We start from the raw sequence: 15,644 nt of genomic DNA, 5'->3' as shown, positions 1-15,644 counted from the left end.
ACGGAATACAAATTAGTAGATTACTAATAGTAGTGAGGAGGAATTGATATGAATTGTTTTTGTTATGAAAGAGATAATAAATTCGTTTTATGTGTAGAAGATATACAAGTAGAATATGAGAATATTTTAAAAGAGGCATTTTTTCAAAAGAGTGGTAACAGATTTATAAAGGAGTATCCTAATTCAGTAGAAGATAAGAAATTAGTTTCTAGTAATTTTCAAAGATTAGGAGAAGAAATGTTTACTGGAAAGAATAGCGATTGGAAAGCGGCTCTGGATATGTTTGCACGTGAATGTAATAAAAAGCATATTGAATGGTATTTGATTGGAAGTGCTGCTGATGCTGCAAGAGGTGTTCAATTAAACCCTCATGATATTGATATTATGGTTAATACAAAAGATTTTTATAGAGTAAGAGATTTATTTAAAGAGTATATTGTTGAACCTTTTGTGGATAATGAGGGTACATGGGTAGTAAGATATTTTGGTAGATTGTGCATTTGTGGAATGCAAGTAGATATAGCTGCAGACCACACTAGAGATGCTAATAACTATGATTATGAAAAAGAAAAGTGGAATGATTATGTTCTATACATGGAGCCATTTGAAAGTAGATACCAAACTGAGATTATGAGAGAAAGAGAGGAACGGATTTCACTGCTTGATGAGTTTAGAAAGAAGCAAGGTAATAGGAAGATATAAAGATATAAAGAGATGAAGGGGCATGTAAACTATGGAATGGCCACAGGGATACATTGTATGGAAAAATACAATTGTTTTTATTATATTACATTTATAGTAAAATATAACTATACAAATTAAGAAGGGGTGAAAAACATGAAGAAGGAATTTGATAAATTGTAAGTATGACCTATAAGCAAGGTTGTTGATGTTTTTCTTTATAGCATCCGACCTCCTCCCTAAAGAGTTTTTTAATGAATGTATTTTTAAAAAACTTATTTGAGGAGGAATAGCAATGATATATTTATTTAAAAAAGCATGGAAATATTCAGGGGAAGATCGTTGGAAAGTCATTGTCTTTTATATATTGCATACGATCTCTTATAGTGGAGAATTACTACAGCCTTTTGCCTTTGGTAAAGCTATTAACTCACTTCAAATTAATGGAGTAGAATATCTTTCATCAACATTAAGGTGGTTTGGCCTATATTTAGTAGGGTTCTTTGTTTTTCAAATTTTCCATCATACTGCGAGATTCTTTGAAATGACCACTGCATATAGAAATCAACAACGATTTATTAATGATATGTATAGTAAGGTTTATAATTTGCCAATGAGATGGCATACTGATCATCATTCAGGAGAAGTTGTAAATAGAATTAATACTGCAGGACTAGCAATTAGAAACTTTGGTTTTGCGCAGTATGAATATCTGGGGAATTTTCTTTTATCTTTAGGTCCTGTCATTGTGCTGACTATTATTTCATGGAAGATTTCTGCTATATGCTTAACTCTAACAACAGTGAATCTTGTAGTAGTTCAAAAAATGAATAAGATAATACATCCAATTTTGGAAAGGCAGAATGAACACTCACATGCATATGCTGCAAGACTTATAGACTTCGTGGGTAACATAAAGACTATTATATCTCTTAGATTAAAAAAAGAGACAAGTAAAGAACTTGATAAAAAGTTTGATGGATATTATAAAGAACACATGAATGAATTTTGGATTAATCAGCCTAGATGTTTCATAATTGGTCTAGGTGGAATTGTAACTGAATTTGCCATAATACTATATTATTTATGGGCTTGTAGGATATCTGGGGAAGCAATTTTGGTTGGTACTTTCATATTAATTATTAACTATTATAAGCAGATGAGAGATGCTTTTTTTCAAATCACAAGTAATTTCTATGAAACTCTACGTTGGAAAGCAGATATTGAATCAGTAAATCCCATACTACAATCCTCCTGTGAATATGAGTCTGATAAAATTCAAGAAGGAATTAGTTTATGGAATCAAGTTTCAATCAGAAATCTGAATTTCAAGTATGACAAGGAAAAAGATACTCTTCAAAATATTGATATGGACATTACTAATGATAGTAAAATAGCAATAGTAGGACTTAGTGGTTGTGGTAAGAGTACTCTTATAAATATACTTGCAGGATTTTATGAACCTGAAGAAGTTAAGTTATTTATAGAGTACAAGGAGTATTCACAGTTAAATATATTAAGTAATTCAGCAATGTTAGCACCACAGGATGTTGAAATATTTGAAAATACATTAGAGTATAATATAACATTTGGGCTGGATGCTGATAAGGGGGAACTTGAAAAGGTAATAGATATTGCACGCTTGAATGAAGTAATAGAAAGATTACCTAAGGGTATTAAAACTGATATAAGAGAGAAAGGTGTAAACTTATCTGGTGGTGAAAAGCAAAGACTTGCTTTAGCTAGAGCATTATTCTTTTCAAAAGGAAAAAATATGTTGCTTTTAGATGAAGTTACTAGTAATGTTGATGCATTTAATGAACGATTAATTTTTAAAGAGCTTTTTAAGGCTTATAATAAAAGTTGCGTGATTTGCACAATTCATCGTCTGCATCTACTAGATATGTTTGATACTGTTGTAGTAATGGATAATGGTCGTATCCTTCAGAAAGGTAGCTTTTCTAAGCTAATTAAAACAGAGGGATATTTTAAGAAATTATGGGAGATGTATTTGATTAAAGATATGGAGCTAGAAGAAGACTTAACGTATAATCAAGATTTTGATATAGAGAATATTAGTTAAATTAAGGAGATGAGTTAATTCATCTCCTTAATTAAATGCTTCCTAAAATTAACATGATAAACAATGTTTTAAGTTATTGGTTTGCATTAAGAAATATGAATTGTAGTATGTTTTATAAGTAATTTAATGTTATCTTGTATAAAAAGACGTGATTAAAGCACTGATTAAATCTTATTTTTAACTTTGTTTTTAAAAGCATTAACTTTTATTTTTAATTTTTTGGATTTATTTCCAATTTTCTCTTCGTGATTTAACCTATAAAATTCTTCGTTTTCTTCATCATAAAAAAACTTACCATAATGTATACTACCAACAATATAATATTTATTCTCAGTTTCATCGAAATTTAAGAATAACAATAAACTATCATTCTTCTCTATATTTTCGGTATTGGCGAATGTACTAATAACCAATTCATCTGCTTTATTAATAGAATCTTCTTTTGCTTGATTAAATGCTTCTTCACTTAATTTTATTTTGAACAATTCTTCATTTGAAGCGAAGTATTCTCCGTATGGAATAGATCCACCTTGAGTATAAATACTTATTTTCTTCTCATCAACAGTACCTTTAAAAACATCCTTAATATTTAACTCAAAGGCAGTATATATCGCGTCAAAATCGGTAATATATGATTTTAAATCTTTTACTTTACCAGATACAACTAAAGAAGAGTCTTTTAATAATGAGTCAAAATCATCATATGCTTTGGCAAAATCGACTTCTGTTGAAATTTTTTTGTATATTTTATTATTATCGTTCTCATTTAAGTAATTGTTATTCCCATTTTCAGTTTTTTCGTTTAACGATGTAGTTGATAAGTCATTAACTCCAATTGTCGCAGCAACATTTTCATTTACGGATAACAAATTATTAAGACCTAAATACGAAATACCTAATAATGCAGACAAACTAAAAGCTACAAATATTTTTTTTCTTAACATATAAAATTCCTCCTGATAATTAATATATACTATTTACACCATTTTTATCATCGCTTTGTACAGTCTCTACTTTACGACCAGATGAGGTTTGACACATCAAAACATTAGGATTACTATTATCATGAGCTAAGCCTAATGCATGTCCAACTTCATGAGCTGTAACACCTTGTTTTTTAGGACCATCCTTACTACCTAAAGTAGCAGTGTTTAAATAGATTTTATTCCAATACCAATTTTTATCAGGTGCACCTGGATCTAAAGTAGCATTAGTATAAAACTGAGTATAACCTAACACGTTATCGCTCTTAGAATAAGTATAAAAATCCATATTAGAAGCCGATTGATTAGTTGTTTGTCTAAGACTTAAACTACTTACTTGACTTTCCCAATCGTCAACTGCATCATCAATTGCTGTTTCATACGTTGTTGAAACTCCTGAATCTACATAATAAAATTCATTAGATATTCCTGTTACTTTTTGATAACCATAAGTATTATAAGCATAGACAGAAACAGAACTAAATAGTAAACCACTAAATAAACAACAAGTTAATAAACTTTTAATTTTTTTGTTCATAAAGAATTCCTCCCTTGATTTTATATTTATATAAGTACAAGTAATATCTTACTATGAAAATTTAGTTTTTTTTGTAATATACTGCAATAAAACTACTATTTTTTTTCGTAAAACATTGATATAATTTCAATTATTTTGAATTATTTATATTTATTCCTATTACAGAATAAGTATAAATGTAAAAAAATAACTTTAATATTTTGATTATTCGGACAAAAGAGAAAGCTTAATGTAGATGAGTTTGAAAGATTAAGGTGAAAATTAAATTGGAAAACAAAACTTTAACCTATAGAAGATAATGTAAGTACTAAAGAATATATAGGAGGATAACCTATTAATATGTATAAAAAAATAATAATTACTAAAAGTGAAATAGAAGGTTTAAAAAACAAAGATGATAAAATGAGAATGTTGATTGATTCTATTGGTGAAATAAATAGAGAATATATTCAAGATTCATTTATTGCTTTAGTTAATAGTATAGTATTTCAACAATTAGCATATAAAGCAGCCATTTCAATATGGAATAGATTTGAAGAGTTTATCATAGATATAAATCCTGATAATATACTTAAAGCAAGTTTTGAAGCATTAAGAAATTGCGGACTGTCAAAGACTAAAATAAGTTATATAAGAAATATTGCAAAGGTGGTTAAAAAAAATGAATTAGGTTTAGAGAATTTTCCTATGATGTCAGATGAAGAGATTATAGAACAACTTGTTAAAATAAAGGGGATAGGTGTTTGGACTGCTGAAATGTTCTTGATTTTTTGCTTAAATAGAAAAAATGTTATGAGCTACAATGATTTAGGAATCAGAAAGGGATTAAAATGGCTTTATAATATGAAAGAAGAGCCTAGTATTAAAGAATTTGAAAAGTTTAAGAACAGGTTCGCACCATATAATACTATAGCATCTTTTTATTTATGGGAAATTACTGTTAGAAATTATTTTAAATATGAAAATATTGAAAAGGTTCATTTGAAAAATAATATATGACATACAGTTGTCATAATAGGTATCTTATAATAATGTCATAATTAAATAAGTAAATACTGTCTGGATAGTATTTATGATAAAAGAAGGATATACTGATGCTGAAGCTAGGGAATACTTAAATAAGAATCTAAAAAATCTTAAAAGATGGTCATAAGTGATTAATTGATATATGGGTAAGTATTCATTTTTCCAGTTAGCATAAATCATAATAGGTGCAATAATAAATACAATTGGATAGTTTGCCTTTTTCACATCTAATATAGTATTTACAGTTACTTAAATAAATTGAATGGAAGTTATTTAATGTAACTGCAAATACTTATGTGAAATATGAAAAATTTTTTTATAATCTTAGTTATTCAGATAAGTGTTTTTGTCTAAAGTCATCTTCTAAAATACTCATGACTATAGCATCATAGTACTTATGATTGAAATACAGATAATCTCTTAACACACCTTCTTTTTTAAATCCTACTTTTTCATAAACGTGAATTGCTCTTTCGTTGAAATCATAAACTGTAAGCTCTATTCTGTGTAAATTAAACATACCAAATCCATAATTCAAAGCTAAAACCATTGCTTCAGTTCCATAACCTTTTCCAAAGTTACAACTGTTAAATATACCTATTCTTATATTTGAACTTCTCTTAGTTCTATTAATTTCATTTAAAACAACATCACCAACTACACTATTGTCTTCTTTTGATATTATTAAAAAGTCAATCCTAGAGTTATCAGTTAGTATTGAATTTATCCACTTTTCTGTTTGGGCTTTGGTGAATACTCCTGTACAACCTGTAAATATTCTAGATTTTATATCTAAATTTACTAATGAGTTTGCATAAATTTCAAGATCGGTTATATCTAATCTCCTTAAATATACTTTGTCTCCTTCTAAGAAACTTTCAATGTTTATTCCTTTATTGTTTTCCATAAAATATCCCCCTAAATCGTTACGGTATTGTCAAAAGTTTTAATGGTACTTTCGACGTAACCCCTTGATTTTCAATACTTTATCTATATTAGACTTGCCCCCTCCCTCTAAAGGTGTTAATTTTAGTTTGCGAAAAAAAATATATAACCAAAGATAAGGAGGCAAGTTTTTAACATGATTAATTATTATTTAGTTTTGTATATTGTTTTTCTTAAGCAAGTTATAAATCTACTCATTATTTTATTGACTGGAAAAGGACTCAATAAGATCCCCAATTCTGATACTTTAGATAAACCTTACAGGAAAATACAAGTGGATGATAAACCAATAATTGTGAAACCTGAAAGGTTAGATTACAGAGAACTCCTATCGGAGCATTATAAACTCAAAGGTAAAGAGTTAGCTCCTGTTAGAACTCAAAAAGGACGTTCTCACGTGAGTTCTAAAATCAGTTGTCCTAAATGCAATGCTCCAAATATTTATCTATACGATAACAATGGAGGGCGTGGTCAATATAAATGCAAAGTCTGTTCCACTAACTTTAACACTAAAAACCTTTATGATAAGCAGGTAAGATTTAAGTGTCCTCATTGCAATAAATTTTTAGAACGAATTAAAAATCGTAGTAATTTTACCATTTACAAATGCCGAAACAACAACTGTTCTTTTTATAAAAACAACTTAAAGTCTATTACCAAAGAAAAACCCTATGACACTAAAGTTAGATATATATTTAGAGAATTTGATTTCGATTTTGCATCTCTAAAGGGCGATAGTCCTGTGCAAAGTAATATATCCTTATCCAAGATGTATTCATCATCCCACGTATTTGGCTTAATAATGACTTACTACGTAAATTACGGATTATCTTCAAGAAAAACAGCAGCTATCATGAGAGAAGTTCATTGTGTTAAAATATCACATCAAACTGTGCTAAACTACGCTGCAGCTGCTTCTGTTCTACTAAAACCAATGGTGGACAACTATCCCTATAATCCAACAGAATCTATATGCGGCGATGAAACATACATCAAAGTCAATGGTAAATGGAACTATATATGTTTCTTCTTTGATGCTGTTAAAAAGATAATTCTCTCGTATAGAGTTTCGCCTAATCGCGATACTTTCTTAGCTTGTAGAGCCATCTACGATGTTATCACTAAGTACGAAAAACTTCCTGAAAGCCTTAAACTAGTAGTTGATGGTAATCCAATATATCTGTTAGCAGAAGTTTTCTTCGCTAATCACGATATTAATTTTGATGTCATGCAAGTAATTGGACTTACCAATGATGATGAAGTTTCAGCTGAATATCGTCCTTTAAAACAGATTATTGAACGATTAAACAGAACCTTTAAGAGAAGTTATAAGACTACTAATGGCTACAATAGCTCAAACGGCTCTATAACTCATATAATTCTTTTTTGTACATACTTCAATTTCTTGAAACCTCATGCAAGCTTAGAACAAAAAGTTCCTGTAATAATTCCAGAACTTGAAGAGTTGGAAACCATGCCTGCACGTTGGTGCAAATTAATGAAATTAGCTGAGTCATACTGCCAATCTTAATATCGCATTATTTTAAAATCGACCTATATCATAGGTTTATTTGCCATACCCTTTTTTAGAATCACACATCCCTTTCGGGATAAAAAATATTAATCTTTTCAATTTCTCGGAGAGAAATATCCTTCGTTTTCCATTTTCAATTTTCCATTCTCAACTAAATTAATCTTCTTGTCTTTAAATCCTTATATTCCTTATCAATTTTCATATACTTTTGACACTACCATCGTTACTTTCATACATTTGCTATGCTCAAATAAAATATTAGCATTCATCTTCTTATTATCTCAAGTACATAGATGAATCTGTATTAAAGTTGCCTGTTTAAAAGGATACAAATACACATAAAAAAAATGGTATTTGATAATCTAAAATTAGAATATCAAATACCATTTTTAAATTTATCCAACTGCTTTTTCTTGTCTGATAATTCTTCGAATACTATGCTCAGTAAGATAGTACTCTTTATTAAGTTGTTTAATAGAGATTCCATCATTGTATCTATTAAATATCTCTCTATTTCTTTTCTTTAGACTATCTTTTGTACCACTATTTTCTCCCCAAGCTTTCTTATTTTCAGCTTTTGTAGGAATATATAAATAGCCACCATCCATGTATTGTTGAATTAATTCAATCACATCTTTTGGTAATATATTATCAGCTTTTTCATATTTCATAATCATTGCTCCTATCTACTTAATAAAATGTAAATATTGAGCAAAGACTACACAAAAATATTTTTTTAAAATTAATCTACTAAAATTGGGCTCTGAACAAAACCTTGTTCTAATTCTTATGCAGTCTTTGCACAGAGCCTTTTCTAGGAACCGACTTTACCAAGTCAAACTCACCTCCATATAAACTAATGATTACAACAATAAAGTTATAACCAAATAGTGTTAAACTGTATAATGTTAATTATATAATAACCAATATTAAACTTCAAATACATAATATTGATAAAGTTATATATAAGAAATCTTAATTATATTTACCATATTAATATTAGATACATTGATATTATTACTAAACAGTGTTAAATGTGGTAAACTGTAAATGTATTTAATGATATTTAGAAAACTCTTTAGGAGGATATTAATGAAATTACAAAAGATATACAAGAGGCAGCTTATGATTGGTAACTTAATTAACTGTCTAGCAATATTAATAGGTTTAATATTTTATTGTAATAATATTAAACTAAATTATATTATTGTTATTAGTATATTTATTATATTATTAATAATAAATGTATTCTTATTTATAACAAGGACAAAAGAAAGAAAGTATATAAAAAAAGATAACAGGATTGAATTATTTGAAGAAATAATCGAGTCCGCACCTAATGCCGTTTTTGTACATAGAAAATTAAAGTTTATATATTTGAACAAAAAAGCAGCAGAGATTTTTGGGTATAAAGACCCATCTGAAATAATCGGAAGAAATGTAGAAGATTTTGTGAAATTCAATATAGATGTAATAGGAGAAGAAAGGTATGATGCTGTAAAAGAAGGAAGATATTTTGAGCCCATTATAGAAGAAATGTTTTTCAGAGAAAATGGACAAGTAATTGACATGGAAATACATGGTAGAAGTATAGAGGTGAAAGGTAAAAATTATGCATTAGTTATATGTGAAAATGTTACTGAAAAAAAGAAAATCTTAGAGTTAGAAGAAAAAGTTAATTTAGAAGAAAAGAAATTAAGAGAAAAAATAGAGCATGAAAAGCTTAAAGACGAATTCTTTTCTAATCTATCTCATGAATTACGAACTCCATTAACAATTATTTTAGCATCAATACAGCTTCTCGAAAATACAGCTCAAGAGCTTGGACATAAGAATAATAAGAGTTTTAAAGCACTAAAACAAAATGGTTATAGATTACTGAGATTAATAAATAATTTATTGGATATTACAAAGATTGATTCAGGATATTTTGATATAAAGATGGATAAGCATAATATTGTATCTGTAGTTGAAGATATTACATCATCTGTAGTGGATTATATTGAGAATAAAGGGTTGAATATAGAGTTTGACACTGAGGTTGAGGAAATAATGGTCTGTTGTCATTTGGATAGTATGGATAGAATTATACTTAATTTGTTATCAAATGCTGTAAAATTCACTCCAGAAGGTGGAAGTATATTTGTTCATATCTTTGATGAAGGTGATAATGTTAAGATCGTTATAAAGGATACAGGTATAGGTATAGAAGAAGAAAATATTGACTTGATCTTTAATAGATTTAGACAGGTAGATAAATCTTTTACAAGAACTCACGAGGGGAGTGGTATAGGATTATCTATAGTTAAATCTTTAGTAGAGATGCAAGAGGGTACAATATCTTTAAAAAGTGAATATGGTAAGGGAAGTGAATTTAAATTGAAGTTGCCAGTTTGTAAAGCATGCTCAAGTGAAAAGTTAAATATATTAATGGAAAAAGATGATTATATAAAAGAGAAAATTAATATTGAATTCTCTGATATTTAATAATAACAAGACCACCTGATATGGTGGTTTTGTTTGTTAACTTAATATTTTATTAAAAAATTGTTCATAATTTGTTATAATAAAGTATATGGATAATAATGTAATGAAATTTAATAATGTAAAGAAGTATAAGTAATTCTAGTAATAATACTATATTTAATATTTTTGTTGTTAGGAGTGGTAAAGTGAAGAAGATCAAATATTTGTTAATGGTAGTAGTAACAATTGCAATTTTAGTGGCGGGATACTTTGTATTTATGACAGTAACTGATTATAAGCCTGAGCCAAAGATAACTTTAGAAATTAATCAAAAATCTAATGAAGATATAGAATCATATGAATTTGCAGCAACAATATTTAATATTGGTTATTGTGGACTTGATAAAGAACAAGATTTTTTCATGGATGGAGGAACTGGTTCAAGAGCAAGTAGTAAAGAAACGGTTCTTTCTAATCTTGAATCAATAACTTCATTCTTAGAAGAGAATGAAGATGATTTTATTTTATTACAAGAGGTAGATTTTAAGTCAAAGAGAACTTATCATATAAATCAACATGAGAGGTTAAGCAACTCTTTTAAAGATTATAGTGATACATATGCAATTAATTATAAAGTTCCATGGGTTCCAGTACCAATTACTAAGCCTATGGGTAATGTAAAGAGTGGTCTTGTTACGCTTTCCAAATATAAGATTGATTCTTCTATACGTTACCAATTTCCTGGGGAGGAGAAGTGGCCAAGACAGCTTGCTCTTTTAGATCGGTGTTTTATTGAGACACGTCATAAATTGAATGATGATAAGGATTTAGTAATTATTAATACCCATATGTCTGCTTATGATAAAGGGGGATTTATACGTCATCAACAAATGAATTTTTTAGTGAAATATCTAAATGAAGAGTATGAAAAAGGTAATTATGTTGTAGTAGGGGGAGATTGGAATCATGAAATGCCAGGATCAGATTCTGACATGCTTAATCCAGGAAAAGAACGTCTAGAATGGGTTAAAGAAATTGATGTAGATTTCCCAAACTATAAATGGGCTGTAGATGAGAAAACTCCAACTAACAGATATGACGATAAACCTTATGTTAAGGGTGAGAATTATATTACAGTATTAGATGGATTTTTAGTATCAGATAATATTGAAGTTATAGAAGTTAAAACTAGTGATTTGGGATTTGAAAATTCAGATCACAATCCTGTAACACTTAAGTTTTCGTTGAAAAATGATTAATAAAGAAATTTAAATTATATGAAAGTCATCCTATTGGATGACTTTCATTTGATATAATATAAATATCAAAGAAATTGAGGGATGATTTTATGAAAAAAACAATAGGGATATTAGCACATGTTGATGCTGGGAAAACAACATTTTCTGAACAGCTGCTTTATCATACACAGACAATAAGGGAGAGGGGTAGGGTAGATCACAAAAATGCCTTTCTTGATAGTGATGATATGGAAAAGGAGAGAGGGATTACTATATTCTCAGGTCAAGGTATAATAGAATATAATGATTCAACCTACTATTTATTAGATACTCCTGGACATGTAGATTTTTCTGCTGAGATGGAGAGAGCTATTCAGATTATGGATTACGCAATAATAATTATCAGTGCTGTAGAAGGCGTTGAAGGACATACAGAGACTGTTTGGCAGCTTCTTAAAAAGCATAAGATACCAACATTTTTCTTTATTAATAAAATAGATAGAGTTGGAGCTGATGTTCAAAGAGTTATTGAAGATATAAGGGAAAACCTAACTGAAAATGTATGTGATATAACTGAAAACTTCTCAGAAGGAGAGTTTAATGAAGAGCTTATAGAGTTCATTGCAGAACGCAATGAGGTACTTTTAGAAAGATATTTAGAAGGTGATTACCATAAAAAAATATGGCTTGATTCATTTATAAAACTAATAAAAAGTAATGAAATATATCCATGTGCATATGGTTCTGCCCTTCAAGATGAAGGTGTTATGAGTTTCTTTAATAAAATAGATGCTCTTACTTATACAGATTATATGGAGCAGGAAGAATTTTCAGGAAGAGTTTTTAAAATACGTCATGATGAGAATGGGGTACGGATAACTTTTATAAAAGCTATGAGTGGTAGTCTTAAAGTTAGAGATGAGATAAGTTATGGGAAGCAAGAGAAAAGAATAAGTGAGAAGGTTACCCAAATTAGATTATATAATGGAACTAAAAGTAGAACTGTAGAATATGTTGAAGCTGGTGATATATTTGGAGTTATGGGAATAACAGAAGCAGAAGTAGGAGATGGGGTAGGATGTTTAAAAGAAAAAGCTGTTTATGATATGATTCCAACGTTAAAATCAAAAGTTATTTTTGATGAGTCTTTGAATATAAAAGAAGTATTGAGAGTTTTTAAGGTATTGGATGCAGAGGATCCTGCTTTAAATGTAAAGTGGGAAGAGGGCGTACAGGAGATACATATCCATGTTATGGGAACAATTCAATTAGAAGTACTTGGACAAATGGTCAAAGAGAGATTTGGATTTACGGTAGACTTTGGACCACCTGAGATTGTATATAAGGAAAGTATAGCTTCATCAGTGGATGGGTATGGACACTTTGAGCCACTAGGACATTATGCAGAGGTATATTTAAAGATTGAACCAGCAGATAGAAATTCAGGAATACATTTTGAAAATAAGTGTCACACAGATTATCTAACAACAGGGCATATGAACTTGATTCGCCATCATATTTTTGAGAGAGAACATCATGGGCTGTTAACAGGTTCATCACTGACAGATTTGAAGATAACATTAATGACTGGTAGAGCGCATAATAAACATACTAGTGGAGGCGATTTCAGGGAAGCTACTTATAGAGCCTTAAGACAGGGGCTTGAAAAGGCAGAAAATATCTTATTAGAACCTTATTATGAATTTAAGATAAAGGTTGATATTGATCATATGGGAAGAGTATTATCAGATATTCAAAGAGCAAAGGGGGACTTTAATCCTCCAAATAATATTGGTAATAAAGTAATAATAATTGGGAAAGCACCTGTAGCAACATTTATGAATTATAGTACAGAGCTAATAGCATTTACAGGGGGAAGAGGCACCATAACTCTTGTTTTTTCAGGGTACTATCCTTGTCATAATACAAAAGAAGTAATAGAAAGAATAGGATATAACAAAAATGCAGATCCAGAATATTCATCTACCTCAATTTTCTGCTCTAAAGGGCAAAGTTATCTTGTAACTTGGGATAGGGCAGAAGAGGAGATGCATTGTTTAAAGTAGAAAAATGAGAGGATAGTAAAGGCACGGGTAACCGTGCTTTTTTTGTAACTATTTTTAATATTTGCAATCAATAAGCTAATGAGTTTAATAGTATAGATTATAGGAGTTTTTTATAAATAAAACAAGAATAATAAGTGCTATTAAGAGGTTTAATTATGAGTATATTACGTTCTATAGATTCAAACAAAATTATTAAATGTGAATATAAAACACATCCTCATGATTTATCATGTACTCATGACAGAAGACCACAAATTACTGTAGGTTTTGAGAATATATATGAGGATTTTTATAGAGCTGAACTTCGTTTATTTTTAGATGATGAAATGGTGAAGTTTCAATGGAGTGATGCTCTACAGGTAAATTACTTACCTGAAAAGGAGTTGGAATATGGAGAACATAAGGTTAGATTGGTTATTCCTGATAGGAAAAATGGTGAATTTCATATTAATTGGGTGTTTTATATTATAGATAAAAATAAAAAATACAATATTTATTACGGAAATCCGCATTCACACACCTCATATTCTGATGGAAAGGGAACTCCAACAGATGCATTTGAATGTGCAAGAGGTAATGGATTACATTTCTTGATGATAAGTGATCATGTTGGAAGACTTTTAAAGAATAATTCTAGTTACGATAACTCCATATCATTTCATGGATGTAAATATCCCAAATGGGAGATGACTAAGCTTGAAGCAGAGCAGATAAATTTTAAATATGATGATTTTGTTGCATTAGCTGGATATGAACTTAGTACAGTATTTTGGGGTCATATTAACTTTTTTAATTGTGATGAGTTAGTAAGTAAGAAGAAATTCATGATTAAAGATATGATCCAGTGGATACATTCTCATGAAGATATTTTACTTTCTGTAAATCATCCATTTAAAAGAGTTGGAACACTTAAATGTGATAGTCCATTTAATAAAAATATTCTCTTATATGAATATGGAAATGGTTGTCCACCACGAAAATATAACAGATGTGAAGAGAGGTATTATAAGGCGCTGGATGATGGGTGGATATTTGGAGCAATAAATGGTCAGGATAATCACGATAGTAATTGGGGGGAGGCAGAAAATCTTACAGGTATTTTTGCAGAAAACTTAACAAAAGAAGAGTTAATAGGAGCAATGAAGATGCGAAGGGTGTTTTCAACAGAATCTAAAACCCTCAAATTATCATTTAAGGTAGATGGATATTGGATGGGGAGTATTATAAATGTAAAGGTGGGAGAACGTTTAAGAGTTGAGATCAATGTTCAGGATAAGATGGTTGATATTGAAAAGGTTCAACTAATCTCAAATGGTGGGGTTGTAGTACATGAACATAATTTTGGGGAATCAGGAGTATTTAAATGCATAGTAGATATTAACACTTCTATTGAGAATACATGGTATTTAGTAAAGGTATTTTTAAAGAATGATAAAATTGGAATTTCTTCACCTGTGTTTTTAAAGTACAACGAAATATAGAAATTATTAAAACACTCTCATGTTATGGTAAAATATAGGAGTGTTTTAAATATTTTATATTAAGGGAGGGGTAATGATATGGATATAAAAACAGAGAGATTAATATTGAGAGAGTTTAATGATAAGGATTACAAGTTTTTTAAAAAGCTTGAACAGAATGAATTCTATATAAAGTACGAGAGAGATAGTATACCTACAGAAGAGGAAACTAGAGAAAAATTTGAGGGGATTTTAGAAAAAAATAATAGTAAAGACAATTATAGATTCTTAATTACAAGAGCAGAAGATGGGGAACCTTTAGGCACTGTCCTTGTATGGTGTATTGATAAACCAATAAGAGAATGGGAAATTGGATGGGGATTAAGTCAAGAACATACTGGAAAGGGTATTGCTACAGAAGCAGCAAGAGCATTACTTAAATTTGGGTTTGATAAATTGAATGCACATAGAATACAAGCAAACTGTAATGCCAATAATATTGCTTCAGAAAAAATCATGGAGAGAATTGGTATGAAGAAAGAAGGAACTTTAAGGGATACAAGAATTCTAAGAGGAGAATGGTTTGGAAGCACGATTTACTCTATTCTTGAAAATGAGATATAG

The 15,644-nt window shown here is 29.3% G+C and carries 14 protein-coding genes; 9 read left to right on the top strand and 5 right to left on the bottom strand.

What is annotated here, in order from left to right; translation table 11 throughout:
• Window positions 1-48 precede the first annotated feature (48 nt).
• Entirely contained in the window at window positions 49-702 is a 654-nt protein-coding gene (locus tag OW730_RS25605; RefSeq protein WP_271226890.1) for a nucleotidyltransferase domain-containing protein, read from the top strand.
• Between the two features lie 274 nt (window positions 703-976).
• On the top strand, window positions 977-2,764 hold the full coding sequence (locus OW730_RS25600) for an ABC transporter ATP-binding protein (RefSeq protein ID WP_271226889.1): 1,788 nt from the start codon (window positions 977-979) through the stop codon (window positions 2,762-2,764).
• Between the two features lie 164 nt (window positions 2,765-2,928).
• Here the strand turns inward: OW730_RS25600 and OW730_RS25595 are convergent, their stop codons facing one another.
• Together OW730_RS25595 and OW730_RS25590 are read right to left on the bottom strand one after the other, a co-directional pair.
• The gene (locus tag OW730_RS25595; RefSeq protein WP_271226888.1) at window positions 2,929-3,708 is read right to left on the bottom strand and encodes a hypothetical protein; all 780 of its coding nucleotides are present in this window, start codon (window positions 3,706-3,708) and stop codon (window positions 2,929-2,931) included.
• A gap of 19 nt (window positions 3,709-3,727) precedes the next feature.
• Entirely contained in the window at window positions 3,728-4,285 is a 558-nt protein-coding gene (locus OW730_RS25590) for a matrixin family metalloprotease (RefSeq protein WP_271226887.1), read from the bottom strand.
• A 339-nt stretch (window positions 4,286-4,624) separates the two neighbouring features.
• Between OW730_RS25590 and OW730_RS25585 the strand changes: the two genes are divergently transcribed.
• Complete coding sequence (locus OW730_RS25585; protein WP_271226886.1) at window positions 4,625-5,284, top strand: DNA-3-methyladenine glycosylase family protein; 660 nt, start codon at window positions 4,625-4,627, stop codon at window positions 5,282-5,284.
• A 24-nt stretch (window positions 5,285-5,308) separates the two neighbouring features.
• Here OW730_RS25585 and OW730_RS26975 read toward each other — a convergent pair whose 3' ends face one another.
• Together OW730_RS26975 and OW730_RS25580 are read right to left on the bottom strand one after the other, a co-directional pair.
• Window positions 5,309-5,536: a hypothetical protein gene (locus tag OW730_RS26975; RefSeq protein WP_442945391.1), complete on the bottom strand. Its 228-nt coding sequence runs from the start codon at window positions 5,534-5,536 to the stop codon at window positions 5,309-5,311.
• Window positions 5,537-5,639: 103 nt separating this feature from the next.
• Window positions 5,640-6,218 carry a GNAT family N-acetyltransferase gene (locus OW730_RS25580; RefSeq protein ID WP_271226885.1) on the bottom strand — a complete coding sequence of 193 codons (579 nt, stop codon included), beginning with the start codon at window positions 6,216-6,218 and terminating at the stop codon, window positions 5,640-5,642.
• A gap of 174 nt (window positions 6,219-6,392) precedes the next feature.
• Here OW730_RS25580 and OW730_RS25575 point away from each other — a divergent pair, with 174 nt between their 5' ends.
• Window positions 6,393-7,787 carry a DDE-type integrase/transposase/recombinase gene (locus tag OW730_RS25575; protein WP_271224722.1) on the top strand — a complete coding sequence of 465 codons (1,395 nt, stop codon included), beginning with the start codon at window positions 6,393-6,395 and terminating at the stop codon, window positions 7,785-7,787.
• A gap of 398 nt (window positions 7,788-8,185) precedes the next feature.
• Here the strand turns inward: OW730_RS25575 and OW730_RS25570 are convergent, their stop codons facing one another.
• Window positions 8,186-8,461 (bottom strand): CD3324 family protein, encoded by a 276-nt coding sequence (locus OW730_RS25570; RefSeq protein ID WP_271226884.1) that lies wholly within the window; start codon window positions 8,459-8,461, stop codon window positions 8,186-8,188.
• Window positions 8,462-8,882: 421 nt separating this feature from the next.
• Here OW730_RS25570 and OW730_RS25565 point away from each other — a divergent pair, with 421 nt between their 5' ends.
• From OW730_RS25565 to OW730_RS25545, 5 genes are all read left to right on the top strand, one after another.
• Entirely contained in the window at window positions 8,883-10,277 is a 1,395-nt protein-coding gene (locus tag OW730_RS25565; protein WP_271226883.1) for a PAS domain-containing sensor histidine kinase, read from the top strand.
• A gap of 185 nt (window positions 10,278-10,462) precedes the next feature.
• Window positions 10,463-11,515: an endonuclease/exonuclease/phosphatase family protein gene (locus tag OW730_RS25560; protein WP_271226882.1), complete on the top strand. Its 1,053-nt coding sequence runs from the start codon at window positions 10,463-10,465 to the stop codon at window positions 11,513-11,515.
• Window positions 11,516-11,604: 89 nt separating this feature from the next.
• Window positions 11,605-13,560, top strand: coding sequence for an elongation factor G (locus OW730_RS25555; protein WP_271226881.1), 1,956 nt, complete (start codon window positions 11,605-11,607; stop codon window positions 13,558-13,560).
• 155 nt (window positions 13,561-13,715) lie between these two features.
• The gene (locus tag OW730_RS25550) at window positions 13,716-15,041 is read left to right on the top strand and encodes a CehA/McbA family metallohydrolase (protein WP_271226880.1); all 1,326 of its coding nucleotides are present in this window, start codon (window positions 13,716-13,718) and stop codon (window positions 15,039-15,041) included.
• A gap of 78 nt (window positions 15,042-15,119) precedes the next feature.
• Window positions 15,120-15,644: a GNAT family N-acetyltransferase gene (locus tag OW730_RS25545; protein ID WP_271226879.1), complete on the top strand. Its 525-nt coding sequence runs from the start codon at window positions 15,120-15,122 to the stop codon at window positions 15,642-15,644.

It is taken from the genome of Oceanirhabdus sp. W0125-5 (assembly GCF_027938815.1).
Classification (GTDB): Bacteria; Bacillota; Clostridia; order Clostridiales; family Clostridiaceae; genus Oceanirhabdus.
Note: the sequence above shows the minus strand (reverse complement) of the source record. Positions and strands in the feature narration are given on the sequence as shown.